Origin of the sequence: Persicobacter psychrovividus (genome assembly GCF_036492425.1) — a bacterium.
In the GTDB taxonomy this organism is placed as follows: domain Bacteria; phylum Bacteroidota; class Bacteroidia; order Cytophagales; family Cyclobacteriaceae; genus Persicobacter; species Persicobacter psychrovividus.
In genome coordinates this window covers 103,978-117,526 of sequence record NZ_AP025295.1, presented here as the reverse complement: position 1 = coordinate 117,526, position 13,549 = coordinate 103,978, and the positions used below count along the sequence as shown (strand labels likewise).

11 protein-coding genes are annotated in these 13,549 nt (G+C 41.6%); 6 read left to right on the top strand and 5 right to left on the bottom strand.

The features are described from left to right. Window positions 1-3: 3 nt before the first annotated feature. The 3 genes from AABK40_RS19340 to AABK40_RS19330 form a co-directional block, all read right to left on the bottom strand. Window positions 4-2,319 carry a TonB-dependent siderophore receptor gene (locus AABK40_RS19340; protein WP_338399025.1) on the bottom strand — a complete coding sequence of 772 codons (2,316 nt, stop codon included), beginning with the start codon at window positions 2,317-2,319 and terminating at the stop codon, window positions 4-6. A 506-nt stretch (window positions 2,320-2,825) separates the two neighbouring features. Beyond that, window positions 2,826-3,557 (bottom strand): 23S rRNA pseudouridine(2604) synthase RluF, encoded by a 732-nt coding sequence (rluF, locus tag AABK40_RS19335; protein WP_332920293.1) that lies wholly within the window; start codon window positions 3,555-3,557, stop codon window positions 2,826-2,828. A 104-nt stretch (window positions 3,558-3,661) separates the two neighbouring features. Then, window positions 3,662-4,366 (bottom strand): metallophosphoesterase family protein, encoded by a 705-nt coding sequence (locus AABK40_RS19330; RefSeq protein WP_338399024.1) that lies wholly within the window; start codon window positions 4,364-4,366, stop codon window positions 3,662-3,664. Between the two features lie 132 nt (window positions 4,367-4,498). On the opposite strand from AABK40_RS19330, the gene AABK40_RS19325 reads away from it, so the two are divergent. The 3 genes from AABK40_RS19325 (at window position 4,499) to AABK40_RS19315 (ending at window position 6,716) form a co-directional block, all read left to right on the top strand. After that, window positions 4,499-4,816 (top strand): rhodanese-like domain-containing protein, encoded by a 318-nt coding sequence (locus AABK40_RS19325; protein ID WP_332920291.1) that lies wholly within the window; start codon window positions 4,499-4,501, stop codon window positions 4,814-4,816. Beyond that, window positions 4,816-5,556 (top strand): MBL fold metallo-hydrolase, encoded by a 741-nt coding sequence (locus tag AABK40_RS19320; protein ID WP_338399023.1) that lies wholly within the window; start codon window positions 4,816-4,818, stop codon window positions 5,554-5,556. The genes AABK40_RS19325 and AABK40_RS19320 overlap by 1 nt, the downstream gene beginning before the upstream one ends. Before the next feature lie 266 nt (window positions 5,557-5,822). After that, window positions 5,823-6,716, top strand: coding sequence for a helix-turn-helix domain-containing protein (locus tag AABK40_RS19315; RefSeq protein WP_338399022.1), 894 nt, complete (start codon window positions 5,823-5,825; stop codon window positions 6,714-6,716). A 113-nt stretch (window positions 6,717-6,829) separates the two neighbouring features. Here the strand turns inward: AABK40_RS19315 and AABK40_RS19310 are convergent, their stop codons facing one another. Beyond that, on the bottom strand, window positions 6,830-7,675 hold the full coding sequence (locus tag AABK40_RS19310) for a DUF2911 domain-containing protein (RefSeq protein WP_338399021.1): 846 nt from the start codon (window positions 7,673-7,675) through the stop codon (window positions 6,830-6,832). 296 nt (window positions 7,676-7,971) lie between these two features. Between AABK40_RS19310 and AABK40_RS19305 the strand changes: the two genes are divergently transcribed. From AABK40_RS19305 to AABK40_RS19295, 3 genes are all read left to right on the top strand, one after another. Further along, window positions 7,972-8,709: a Bax inhibitor-1/YccA family protein gene (locus tag AABK40_RS19305; RefSeq protein WP_332920287.1), complete on the top strand. Its 738-nt coding sequence runs from the start codon at window positions 7,972-7,974 to the stop codon at window positions 8,707-8,709. A 124-nt stretch (window positions 8,710-8,833) separates the two neighbouring features. Further along, window positions 8,834-11,344 (top strand): DUF5686 family protein, encoded by a 2,511-nt coding sequence (locus AABK40_RS19300; RefSeq protein WP_332920286.1) that lies wholly within the window; start codon window positions 8,834-8,836, stop codon window positions 11,342-11,344. 77 nt (window positions 11,345-11,421) lie between these two features. Then, window positions 11,422-12,660: an MFS transporter gene (locus AABK40_RS19295; protein WP_338399020.1), complete on the top strand. Its 1,239-nt coding sequence runs from the start codon at window positions 11,422-11,424 to the stop codon at window positions 12,658-12,660. A gap of 60 nt (window positions 12,661-12,720) precedes the next feature. Here AABK40_RS19295 and AABK40_RS19290 read toward each other — a convergent pair whose 3' ends face one another. Further along, window positions 12,721-13,317, bottom strand: a complete 597-nt coding sequence (locus tag AABK40_RS19290) for a DUF4251 domain-containing protein (protein ID WP_332920284.1) — start codon at window positions 13,315-13,317, stop codon at window positions 12,721-12,723. Between the last annotated feature and the right edge of the window lie 232 nt (window positions 13,318-13,549).

Here is a 13,549-nt window from a genome sequence, read left to right as displayed (position 1 = left end):
AGTTTAGATTTTGAATGATAGATTGACCATGAAGTTTCGTGGTCTTCCAGGGAACAATCTGTCATAACCATAGCCACCGATGTAATATTCTTGATCGAAGATATTTTTCAGGTTAGCAGAAACGCGCATCTTATCAAGCTGATAATATATGCCAGCATCAAACAGGGTATAGTTTTCGAAGGTCAGTCCTTCCACATTGGTAAGTCGGTCGCCAACGTAGTGGCCGCCAAAGCCAAAACCGAGTCCTTTGGCTTTTCCTGAAACCACCTGATATTTCAGCCAGAAACCACCCTGATTGTAAGGGGCATTTTCTTTTTGTCGACCGATTTCCGAAGGATCGTCAGAGGCAGTAATGCTTGCATGATTGTAAGCATAGTTTGCCGTCAGGTTAAAATTTTTCGTCAGTTGGCCAGACAGGTCGAATTCAACACCTTTGGATGTTTCGCCACCACGCTGTTCCAATTTATCAGGATCGTAAGGATCTTTCACTAATACATTATCCACATTAATCTGATAAGCCGCAATGGTGGCGGAGAGTTTTCCGTCATAGAATTCGCCTTTGGTGCCCACCTCAAACATGGCGGACTTCAAAGGATCAAATGGCCCACCGTTTTGCTCAGTGTTTAATTTGTAATCCTGAGGTTCGAAGCCTTCAGTATAGGTTCCATAAAAGTTTATTTGAGGGGTAAGGGCGAATACAAGCCCGATTCGGGGAAGTAAAGCGGTTTGATTTTTATCCTGTTCCTGACCGTTTTCAAGTCGGGTATCTGTATAAAACTCCTTGCGCAGGCCTAAAAGCAGCTGCAATTTGTTATACTGAATCTGATCCTGAATATAATAGCCAATGGTGTGATTCTGAGTGTAGGCACTTCCATTTCGGGCAATTTCCACGCTTCTGTTGTAGGTGTCAATATCAGCAAAGCCATTGTCGGGGGCAAAGAATTTGTAATTATCTACGCCGTCTTTTTCACCAATAGCCACCCATTCACTTTTATCATAAGTTTTTAGGCTGTAATCCAGACCTGCCAAAATAGTATGTTTGATCGCCCCTGTGTTTGCTTCTGCCACAAAATAGGAAGAAATATTGTCGGCGTTTTCAAGTTCATCGCGGTGAACGTATCGCATTTCCAATTCCTGATCGCTGATGAATTTTCGGTTGGTTCGGTGCTCGCCAAGTCCGCCATTCATATTAAATTTGATGTAGGAAGTATTGAAGGAGAGCCAAGAACTGATTTTTTGATTATAGGACATGGTCATATAAAAATTGGCCAGGTTCATAAAGTCATTGGTTTTCGCTGTGGAATTTGTCCTTGAGGTAACAGACAGGTCTGTGGACTGATCAGGAACCGCTTGACCACGATCTAATCTTTGATCATCATTTTGATAAACGATATCGACGTTGAAACGGGAGTTTTCGGTAGGAATGAAAGAAAACGAAGGAGCGAGGTAAAACGATTTCGACTCCTGCATGTCTCGGAATCCGTCGGAACTTTGATAACCAGCATTGAGTCGGTAGAAAAACTTGTCGCTTTTATCTATTGGTCCCGTGAAATCGATATTGGTATTGACGGTGTTAAAACTTCCAACGCCAAAGCTTGCCTGTTTACGCTCGACTTGCAGCGGTTTTTTTGTGGTGAAGTTTACCGTTCCACCTGGTCGGGTGTTGGCAAACATGGCAGAGGCAGGACCTTTAATGACCTCAACTTTCTCATAAATATTTACATTCGGTTGCGCCCAAAAGCTGAAAGCCGTCCGAAGGCCATTTACAAGGTGGGATTGTTTAGAACGAAAACCACGAATGGTTAAATCATTATACGCCGTAAACTGGGATACACCACTCACATTCTGTACCACTTCGCCAAGTTTTGTGGCCTGTTGGTCAAGCATTAATTCTTTGGTTACGGTAGCTACCGATTGCGGTACATCTTTCAAAGGCATACCAGTTTTGGTGGCGGTAAAAGTATAGTCGCCTTTATAGCTTTCGGATTTTCTACCAATAATTTCGACCTGCTGTAATTTCGTGGCACGCTCAATGAGTGTAATATGCAATTGTTCTTTCTGCGGCAGTTGCTGTAAGGAAATGGCCTGAGATTCATAGCCCATGCAACTGATAAGTAAAATTCCTGAAGTGGAGTTTGTCGGCGGTAATTTAAAAAAACCTGTCTCGTCGGTTATGGTACCCACTGAACTGTTTTTTATCGCTACGTTTACAAATGGTAAAGGCTGATTGGCCTCATTGGTCACCTTTCCGCTGATGCTGCTTTGCGCAAACGCGTGTATGCTTAATAAAAGTAAAAATACAGTAAAGATTTTTTTCATGGCGTGACTTAGTATATGATTTACGCCACAAAGTAGGTACTTATTTTTAATTAATCCAATTAACAATAAGTGTAATAGGTTATATTTAATATCAATTTAATGTCAATCGAAATACTTGCTTTTAAAATCGACAGAAAACTAATCTTTTTGATGTGTTGCTTAAAAATTAACCGACTAATTTTTAAGGGGATACATATTTTCAGGCTTCAAAAGGGATCCTAAAAATAATGAACCCTGTATCACTCCAGCAATCATTTATCATCAATCAATGGTTACGGCTGAGGAGAGCTACAGATCAATGCTACCTTGTGCCGTGCTATGTCGATCAATTTTCAGGCCATTCAAGCTTTTATGGCTAAAAAGGTAAGTAGATGGTGGGCATCAGATAATCTAAATTATTTGGCCGACAGATCAATGGGATATTTGGTCCGTATAATCTTTCCGATCTCATTAATCTGTGGGCTGTGAAATTTCAGACAAAACTAAAGGATAATGTGCTGCTGCCTTTAGCTGTCGTGGGTTTTGGAGGAGTCAGAAACCAAGCGGTTAATTTCCTGTAGTTCAGCAGGTGTAATATCACGCCATTTGCCCACAGGAATATCCAGCTCAATATTCATAATTCTGATTCGCTTCAGTTTAATCACATTGAAATCAAGGTATTCACACATTCTTCGGATTTGTCGGTTCAAGCCCTGTGTCAGAATAATTTTGAATTTGAATTTCGTGATTTTTGTAACCTTACACTTCCTGGTTACAGTATCGAGAATAGGAATTCCATTACTCATGCTGCGGATAAAATCATCGGTAATGGGTTTGTCCACCGTTACGATATACTCCTTCTCGTGATTATTTCTTGCACGAAGGATTTTATTGACAATATCGCCGTCATTAGTTAAAAAGATCAGCCCTTCTGAAGGTTTGTCCAATCGACCAATAGGAAAAATTCGCTTCGGGTAATTGATGTAATCAATGATATTGTCTTTTTCCACGCGGGTATCAGTGGTACAAACGATACCAATAGGCTTGTGAAAAGCAATATAAACAGGTTTTTCGTTGGGGGTATGGATCACCTTGCCATCCACACGCACTTCATCCGCTTCACTGATTTTGGTGCCCAGCTCAGGAACTTTCCCATTAATCGTGATTCTTCCTTGTTCCAAAAGTTTGTCTGCTGCTCTTCTTGAACAGTAACCTACCTCACTTAAAAACTTATTTATTCTTGTTAATTTTTCTTCCATTGCCATCCTTGCGTTCAATCTGCAAATATCAAGAATATTTTTTTAATCCGAACAAAATTTAGGCGTAATAGTGCGATATTTTACCGATACCAGGTATTTTTCAGCTAATGCTCGATATTTTTCTGCAAAATTAACTTCCCTTCCGTGAAGCTGTAACAAAGCAGATGCTGCATATCGTGCGCACTGTCTTTATATACACAACCATTGTCAAGGCCAAGAATCTTTTCTTTTTGCGCGATGCGCCGTTGGATTTCAGTTAACGGCATGGGGTTGTGGCCATGAAGGATGGTGCGGTTCCCCGCGACGGTGGGCTGATACTCAAAATTTCGGATGGTGAGCATGGCAATTTCATTCTGAAACATCGTTGAAACCGATCGGAGATCGAAGCCTGCATGGGCCGCCAGCCATTTTTCAGAGGCGACGAAATAGGGCAGCTCCTGTAGCCATTTTTTTATGGAAGTGATGATTTCCCCTTTTTTGTTCACCAAATCTGTGGACTTCATTCTTTTGGTATAAGCGGCCAAAGCTTCTTGCCCTTGTTCCTCAGACTGTAGCAAAATTTCTTCATGATTTCCGCGAATGCAAATAATATGCAGCCCTTCATTTTGCCATTTTTGAATTTGGTAAATGACTTTGGCGCTGTTCGGGCCTTTATCAATATAATCACCAAGAAAAATCACCAGATCCGTCGGCCCAACCTGCAGCTTGTCCCATAGTGCGCGCATACTTCTCAAGCAGCCATGGATATCTCCGATGAACAGCTGACGATGGTATTTTTGTAACGAGGAGTCAAAAGTGTGGGTCGACAAGGATAATAATTTAAAGGTTAAGGACTATGGGTAATTTAGGTAATTTCCTGCTAAAATGATCCTTTTTGGCTTGTTTTTGATGTTTGACTGCGAGATTTCTACTACCTTTAGATAAAAATAAATATTACGATCATGTTTGGATTTTTAAAAGGATTGTTTGGTTCTAAAGGGCCAGATGTTAAGGAACTGAAAGAAGAAGGTGCGATATTTTTGGATGTACGCACCGCAGAGGAGTATAGAAAAGGGCATGTGAAAGGGGCGATGAATATTCCGTTGGATATTTTGGATTCTCAGCTTAAGAAACTGAAAAGCAAGAACAAAGCTATAGTGGTTTATTGCCAAAGTGGAAAGCGCGCCAAGACGGCACAGTCGATGTTGGAGAGTGCGGGGGTCGAGACGGTTGTTAATGGTGGTAACTGGCAACGATTGTCGATTAAATTGTCCAACTAATGGCTGGGCGTTTATTGGTGCTGGGTAGTGGCAATGCCTTCCATGCGGGAGGTATGGCTCATTCTGCCTTTTTAATGGAGACGGAGTCGGGGCTGACACTGCTTGAATGTGGTGCCACCACACTGTTACAGATGAAGCAGCGGAAAGTCAAATTGTCCAACCTTCGGACGATCATTATTTCGCATCTTCATGGCGACCATTTTGGGGGATTACCTTTTCTTTTGCTCGATCGGGCTTTCAGTGATGAGGCAGATCAACCCTTGTGTTTAATTGGCCCTGCGCAGTTAAAAACGCAATTATTCGCGCTGATGGAGGTATTGTACCCTGCTTCAGAAAGACATTTGGAAAGGCTGAATCTTCAATTTAAAACTTTGGGCGGGGAGAGGATTTCTACGGCTGACTTTGCAGTGGACAGTTTTGAGGTAAAGCATTCAGAAGCGATTAATGCTTACGCTTACCGCATTAATCACCCACAATTTAAGGTGTTTTATTCTGGTGATTTACAGTGGACGGATGCCGTTCTTGATTGGTCTGATGGTTGTGATTTAAAAATCATTGAATGTAATTTTTTAAATAATGGAAAGGGCGGACATGTTTCTTTGGAAGCAGTGAAAGAGCACCTTGACCGTCTTGGGAAATCGGAAACTTACTTCCACCACCTTGATCAGGAAACGAGGGCATATATGCTGAATAGTGGCTTGCAATGTACAGAAGATGGCTTGACAATCTGGTTGAGTTGATTGTCAATTATGTACAAGAAATATGACGGAAACCGTGCCTTTTGTTATGATTTAATCAAATAAAATATGGTTAAATTAGACTTGAGGAATTTTTTATTCTGAATTTAAGGTTATTCAGGGTGGTTTAATTGGTTGTTTTTGAGGAAGATAGGGGATTGTAATTATTTTATAAATTTCTTCTTTTTACCTATATGATGGTAAAAATCAGACGTTTTTGTATCTTAATGTAAATTTAACCTACTACTCAACAATCACACCTCTTAATTATGTCGAAGATGGAAACCGTTCATGATTTCGAATCCGTGGCCTTCAACCCATGTGATTTCCTGAACTTCATCCCGATACATGCATTAACAAATAAGGCTTTCAACGATCAGCATTTGTCAGATCATGGAGGCTACTTTATTGTATTATTGCAAGATGTATCGGGTTCAATTACCGTTGATCTGCAAGAAGTCAGCACCCAAGGACCTTTACTCTTTCTATTAGGCCCTGATAATCATTACAATTTTGAAATTGCAGAAAATGCCAAAGTCAATGGCTTCATTCTTAATTTTGATGAAGTTCTGTTTTCTTTGTGTAACCTGCCCGAAGAATACCGTTCTTTTTTCAATGACTGGAGCGTTGAAAGTAATTATTCTCTCGATAGTAATGAATTCAACTATCTGAATAATATGCTGGCCAATTTGTCTACTGAAGTCGAATTATTTTGCCGTGAACCGTATCACGACAATATGATCGTCAGGATGGTAGAACAGCTGATGATTTTTGCCTACCGAAAGGAGACCAACAAAAACAGCTGGCGACTAAAAGCGGAAGATGCTTATGTATGTCGATACCGTTCTTTCCTTGAATTGCTCGACGCGCAATACAAACAGTGGCATTTGGTGGGCGATTATACTGAACATCTGCAAATGCACGAAAAACAATTGAACCGTGCCTGCAAGCGGGTGGCGAACAAATCGGCCTTGCAAATTATTCATCACCGATTGTTATTGCAAGCCAAGCGATTGCTGGTAAGTTCTAACAGTTCAATTAAGGATATCGCTTTTGAATTGGGCTTTGCCGATCCAGCGCATTTTAGTAAGTTTTTCAAGAAGAAAACTGGTGCTTGGCCTGTGGAATTTCGACAAGGCGTAGAAGCATTGATGGAGGCTTAGAAATATGCGAAAGACAAGAAATATTGCATTGAAACAACAAAAGGGAACCCAAGTACGGATTCCCTTTTTTTATGGAAGTGTATTTTTTAAATACCGAGTTGGTCAATCGCTGATTATAGCGTTTTGATCAAGGCTTCGTTCATTTTTACATAGTCTGAATTTCCAGCACTTTGTGCCAGCTGAAGCGATGTTTTTGCCGCTTTTTTAGCTTCTTTGTTTTTGCCATTCTTCGCCAAAATTTTAGCCTGAAGATTGAAATACCAATAAGCATCAGTACGTAATTTTACGGCTTCGTTGATCCAGTTTTCAGCTTTTGACAAATCCTTCTCCGTTTCGAAGTAATATCTTGCTGCCGAGAAGTAATCATTTGCTTTGGATTTTGGGTCGAATGCTTTAGCGATAGAAGCCTCAACAGCTTTATCTGTTTCAACAGTTACAGGAATGCTTACCATCGTGTTTTCCCAAAGGATATCCAAAGTAGCACCCGTCGGCTTAAAGTTGTTGAACTCAATAGTGAAAGATTCCCAGGTTGTTTTTGTTTCCTGCGTAGGAACATCAAAACGCACTAAATCTTCAGCTTGATCATAGCGGTTTTTTCCATAACCTGTACCCCAGTGCGTAAGATTTTTGTGAACAACGATCGTCCATTTGTCTTTTTGAGGAATTGCATATAGTGCGTATTTCCCTTTGGCTACTGCTTTACCCGCCAACTGAACATCCTGATCGAAGGTGATTTTTGTTGAAGCGTTTGCTCCCAAGCGCCATAGTTCACCAAATGGAACCAACCCACCAAAAACCTGACGGCCTTTCATGCTCGGGCGTGAATATTCCACAACCGCTTTAGAAAGTCCAATAGTTTGGTGCAGCTCAGCAGCAGGAGAAGGTTGTGGTGTTGTGATTTGTGCGTTGGCAGCAACGGCCATTACGCTCAGAAAAATACTGAAAAAAATCTTTTTCATTTTCGGTTGTTGTTTATTGTAGAATGATGTCAGGCTGGGCATCGGCAGGTTATCGCCACCCGATGTCTTGGCCAAGTATAAAATAGGGGGTAATTTTGGACAATCGGAAATTATTCTATCGATAATTTAATCAATGATTAATGAGAATCTATAGGCGACTTTCAACTAAGCGCCCCTTAAAACGTTTATAGAGGAACAAATTGACGGTTCTTTCGAGATATTTTCTTTCTCTTCAGAAATTTTGATAATTTGTATTTTAGTTCGCATTTAACAATAATTTATAGCCTTTATACAGAATGGAAAATTCAAATTGGAATAACCAACGCCAAGCTTCTCGAAGTGGTTCAACCTTTTCTCATGGGACTTCCCATGTAGAGGCAGCCTCTCGGGTTTTCATGCAGCATGTTTATGGCTGGATGACTTTAGGGTTGCTCATTACCGCCTTGTTTGCCTACCTTACTTTCAACTCTGAATTCCTATTCAGTATTGTATCAGGGATGGGAATTTGGGCCTTGATCATCGCTGAGTTAGGGTTGGTCTTTGTCATCTCAGGGATGATCAATAAGTTGTCGCCTTTGGCGGCCAAAGGATTATTTGCACTTTACAGTGCCCTTAACGGATTGACGTTGAGTGTGATTTTGATGGCCTACACCCAATCGTCCGTATATTCAACCTTCTTAATTACAGCGGGTACTTTCGGACTGATGAGTGTTTATGGTATGGTAACCAAAAAGGATTTAACCAACCTCGGAAGCCTTTTAATGATGGGACTTGTAGGGATTATTATTGCTTCGCTGGTGAATGTATTTATCGGAAGCAGTGGTTTATCCATGATTATTTCCTATGTGGGCGTTTTGATCTTCACAGGTTTGGTCGCGTATGATACCCAAAAACTGAAAAATATCTCTTACAGTGTTTCTTCAGTAGGAGCAGGTAATGCAAGTAAAATGGCAATTTTGGGGGCTTTAAGCCTTTATCTTGATTTCATTAACTTGTTCATTATGCTTTTAAGAGTGTTAGGAAATCGCAGATAATATTAATTCATCAATTGATTGGCCTATTTCGTAAAAGAGATAGGCTTTTTTTATGTCATTTTTTATAAAAGCCGTAATTTAAGGGAAGCTTGACAACCTATTATGACCCTTTAATCCGCATCTCTTGCCTAAACTTCTGCTTGTTTTATTCGCCATTTTATTTTCTTCCGCCGTCTGTGCCCAAAATTTCACCCTCAAGGGGCGTGTTAGCGAGTTAGGAACAGAAGAATCCATTCCTTTTGCAAATGTGTACCTGAAATCCAACCCCATGGTGGGAGCAGAAACAGGCCCTCAGGGGGACTTTAAGATGCTGATTCCTGCGGAGAATTTGCCTGATTCACTGATTGTTAAATTTATTGGTTACCGTTCTCAGTCCATTGCGATTTCAGCAGATATGGTCGAGGATTTTTTGAAAGTACATTTGGAGTTTGAGCGTCAGGAACTGACAGAAGTGGTTTTTAAGGCGAAAGAAAATCCAGCTTTTGAAATTATCAGGGAATGTATTCGCCGCTCGGAAGGGCAGGTTCAGCGTTTTCAGGAAGGTTGGCACGGTACCCGCAAGAATGAGTCTTTGTTATATATGAAGGACCTCGGCGATCGGGAGCTGTACAAGCGGATGGGCAAGGAGGCCGAGAAGATCATCAGTGAATATTATGATATTCCTGAAGATGTGCGGTCGGGGAATTTGCCGATTCCGATATTTGCCGCTGAAGGAACCACCCTGCGGCAAGGGCGAGGTGGCGGGCAGGTATTGGAGGAAAATATTTCAAATACCCGCAAGGGAATGGGCTTTGATGCGCAGAGTATTTTTGGTGCTGTGTTGGGTGATCAGCGCTATCGGATTGATAATCTTTTTCAGAATAATGTCATTGTCCTTGACAAGGCGATTGCGTCGCCGCTTTCCAACTTTTGGCGGGCCAACTACAATATGTGGCTGATGGACAGTACAGAAGTTATTGGAGCGGATGTGACCTATAAAATTCTTTTTGAACCCAAAATTCGGTCAGGAATATTTTTTGAAGGTTATTTATGGATCAATAAAGCGGATTATGCCTTGCTGCGGGTAGAGATGAAATTACCCAACACTTCGGGGATTAACTTTTTGGAAGGCTTTTTTTATACGCAGTCATTCTATAAAAACCAGCTGGGCTATTATCAGAGCTCACAGGTTAATTATCAGCAGCGTATTTCAGGTATTCCTGGCGTACCGAAAATCATGATGAATTTTTCCGTGAATGATCTCGAAGCAGCGCAAGGGTATGTGGAAGTGGAATCGTTTCGGACTGATATTCCTGCTGAAAGTACGATAGGCGCCATGGATACCATGTTCAATGTGACGGTTACAGATTTCTCGCAACACATTAAAGCGATCAGTGCCATGGAAAACCGAAGCAGTATTGGTTTGGTTTCCAAGGTGGTGAATGCCATGACGAGTGGATTCTTTGATGGTGACCGTTATGATGTGGGGAATTACCTCGGTTTTTTGCTGTATAACAATGTGGAAGGTTTACGGCTTGGTTTGGGCGCACGATCGACCTTCGGTACCAAGCATTGGTATTTTCGCGGCTATGGAGGGTATGGGCTGAAAGATCACCATTTTAAAAGTCTGCTCAGCACCAAATATATTTTCAGCAGGGAGGATTATCATGTGCTTGGAATTCAATATATTAATGATCTGATGCCACTGTCGATGAGCCAGTTTGGGGCAGATCCCTATGAGTTAAACCTTCGCTTTACACAATGGGGGAATTTAGCGATTCGAAATCCTTTTTATATTGAGAAAGTGGATATTGATTATTCATTGCGCTTCAATAGAGATTGGATCTTTACGGCCAATGGGCGGATGTACCATTTGGAACAGGCCAATCAGGAGGCGATTTCTGAGATTGAGCGGATAGGGAAAATTAAAACTTTTGAGGGGAATGTAGGCTTGCGCTGGAGTTTTGAAGACAAAACAGTGGCCAATAAAAATTTCCGACTGATACGAAATGGGGCACAGCGCTTTCCTGTTCTGGAGCTTAAATATGCCTATGGCGTTGCAGATTATCAATCCGAAACCTTACCGTATCATCGCTTGATTTTCAATCTCAGGAACAATAATTCCCCATTATTGCTTTTCGGCGAAACCTCCTATAATATTACCGTGGGAAAGGTGTTTAATCCTTTGCCTTATCCTTTATTGAATGTCCATCAGGGGAATGGGAGTTTGGCTTACCTGGTCGGGACCAGCCAAATGATGAATTCCTTTGAATTTGTGAGTGATCAATTTGTTACCGCAAATGTTAAGCATTATTTCAATGGGACCATTATGGGACGGATTCCTGGTTTGCGGTGGCTGAATAAGGTTACCAAAGCACGGATTCTTATTGAAGGGGATTTTGCCTGGGGCGGATTGAGTGATGAAAATAAATTGTTGAATGAAAATTATTTGGTTAAAGCTGCTCGAAATGCCGAAGAAGCACAGGCGAGCTTTGCAACCTTTGAGCCAGGCACGCCCTATGTTAGTTTTGGCTATGGGCTGGAGAATATTTTCAGACTGTTTTTTATTCAGTATTGGCATAGATTCACTTACCTGAACCAGCCTTATCCAGTAAGTAGGGGCAGTTTCAAGGTTGGCTTTGCCGTGAAGTTTTAAAGAAGCCATCAGTAAACCCGTTAGGGAGGGCAATAGGATTGAAATTTTTCATAGCTTTGTGGCTTCAAAGTCAGTGTATGAAAAATTCCTATTTCAACCTTCTCAAAAAATCACCACAGGTAGTCAGTTATGGTGTCATCCATTATTTCTTTTCATCTGTTGGACAGAGCTTTTTTTTAAGTCTATTCATTCCTCAGTTTTGTACTCGGCTTGCCATTGATGCGGCCACTTTTGCTTATATCTACGCTGTATCGTCTTTTGCGGCAGGGGTCTTATTGTCTGTTATCGGCCCAGTGGTAGATCGGATCGACCTTCGAAAATGCAGTGGGTTGTTTGCCCTGCTGGCGGCATGTTTTTGTTTGCTGATGGGGCAGGTGCAATCTGTTTGGATGTTGGGCATTGCCATTTTTGGGCTGCGCCTGACCGGGCAAGGCATGATGCCGCTGATTGGTGCGGCAGCCATGGGGAAATATTTTAAAGCTGATCGGGGAAAAGCGTTATCAATTGCTGCTCTCGGAATGTCAGTAGGCGAAGTTTTGGCACCCATCGGATTGGTGGTATTGATCAACACTTTTGAATGGACGACGCTTTGGAGTGCCTTGGCAGTTATTCAGGCGGTGGTTTTTCCCTTCATCGCTTATCTGTTGGTGGGCAAGGTCGATCTTTTTGCCACCATTGCCACCACGGCACAGTCCAAAGGCTCCAGCAAAAAATTTATTCGCGAATTGCTGCGCAGCCCGTCCTATTGGCTGTATGCGGTTTCCCTTGTTTTCTGCCCATTTTTAGCAGCAGGGATCATGATTCACCATAGTAGTTTGCTGGAGATAAAATCCTGGAGTTTGCCCATGTATGCGACAGGTTTTGTGGGGTTTGGGGTGGCACGTATTCTGAGTTCAATCAGTACAGGACCATTGATTGATCGATGGTCGGCGAGTCGATTATTACCTTACTTTTTATGGCCGATAATCATGATGATGGCCTGCCTAATTTTCGTGAAACAGGTTTGGGTGTTGTATTTGTTACTTTTTGTTCTTGGAGGAAGTTTGAGCTTCGGGAGCATTTGTGGGACCGCGCTGTGGGCTGAAATTTATGGCGCCGAGCGAATGGGGACCGCCAAGAGCCTCAACTCGACCTTAATGGTGTTTGCCTGTTCTATGGCGCCTATCATTTTTGTATCGGTATTTACTACCGCCTACCTTTTTGTGGCGATGGCAGGCTTGATTATGCTCGCCATTGTTTTGTCTTTGCTGACGCGTTTCAGCTTGGCAAGAAATAGCGCAACAAACCAGATGAAGGCCAAAAAAGCCACCTGTTGAGGTGGCTTTAGGGCAATCTTTTAAGGAGTAGATCAACCCCTGATTTGAATAATGGTAATTTTAGAATCTCGAAAAGCCTTTATATACTCTGCTTTTGTTCACAGGAACCAAGTCGCCCTGATATTTTAATTCCGAAGACCAATTGCCTCGGATACGCGCTGTTGCTTGTCCAGAGGCCATAACGGTCATGGTAACGTCAAAATTTCCTGCAGACCCAAACAAGCTGAAGCTCACCATATAGCCTCCATGCTTATTCTCTTTGAATTCATACTTATTGACTTTACCCTCCCAGGTAACGCCGCCTATTCCGTTTATGCCCACAGGAATATTCTGAAAAGCGAGCTGCATAACCCCTTCTTCCTGTGCAATGGAGATAAAATTCGTGTTTGAATTCACCATCGCTGTTCTGCCATACTTGTTGTAAAGGGTATGTGACTCAAGCACGAACGCGCCGCTTTCTATCATCTGTTTGGTGATTTCAGCTTGTATGGCTTCTTGTTCCGCTTCCGCTATTTTTTTCTGCTGCTTGGCAAGTCTGCGTTGCTCTTTTTTTGTAAGAGGTTGATCAGTCTGTTCCGTGGTAATTGTCCCTTGTGCAAAAGCGACATTGGCAATCATTACAAAAATGATCATCCAGATTGTTGTTAGCTTATTCATAATTGATTGAATTATAAATGAGTAATGTTGTTGGTTTTAGTTGTTGATAAGATTTTTTTGAAAAAACCCTATACTAATTAAGTGCTTTTTGTAGGTTATATCCCTAACGATTGTTTAAAATTTTATTAGAGGTCGAACTTTTGACACTGCTTCAGCAGGATTTTTCTTGTCGGAAGGTCCTTTAAAGTGGTCATTTTGAATGTATTGGTAATCTTATTCTTTTTTTTATCCT

Excerpts from the sequence above, each read along its gene's own strand:
- AABK40_RS19340 (WP_338399025.1), bottom strand. The coding sequence starts at position 2,319 with ATGAAAAAAATCTTTACTGTATTTTTACTTTTATTAAGCATACACGCG.
- rluF (WP_332920293.1), bottom strand. The coding sequence starts at position 3,557 with ATGGAAGAAAAATTAACAAGAATAAATAAGTTTTTAAGTGAGGTAGGT.
- AABK40_RS19325 (WP_332920291.1), top strand. The coding sequence starts at position 4,499 with ATGTTTGGATTTTTAAAAGGATTGTTTGGTTCTAAAGGGCCAGATGTT.
- AABK40_RS19320 (WP_338399023.1), top strand. The coding sequence starts at position 4,816 with ATGGCTGGGCGTTTATTGGTGCTGGGTAGTGGCAATGCCTTCCATGCG.
- AABK40_RS19315 (WP_338399022.1), top strand. The coding sequence starts at position 5,823 with ATGTCGAAGATGGAAACCGTTCATGATTTCGAATCCGTGGCCTTCAAC.
- AABK40_RS19310 (WP_338399021.1), bottom strand. The coding sequence starts at position 7,675 with ATGAAAAAGATTTTTTTCAGTATTTTTCTGAGCGTAATGGCCGTTGCT.
- AABK40_RS19305 (WP_332920287.1), top strand. The coding sequence starts at position 7,972 with ATGGAAAATTCAAATTGGAATAACCAACGCCAAGCTTCTCGAAGTGGT.
- AABK40_RS19295 (WP_338399020.1), top strand. The coding sequence starts at position 11,422 with ATGAAAAATTCCTATTTCAACCTTCTCAAAAAATCACCACAGGTAGTC.
- AABK40_RS19290 (WP_332920284.1), bottom strand. The coding sequence starts at position 13,317 with ATGAATAAGCTAACAACAATCTGGATGATCATTTTTGTAATGATTGCC.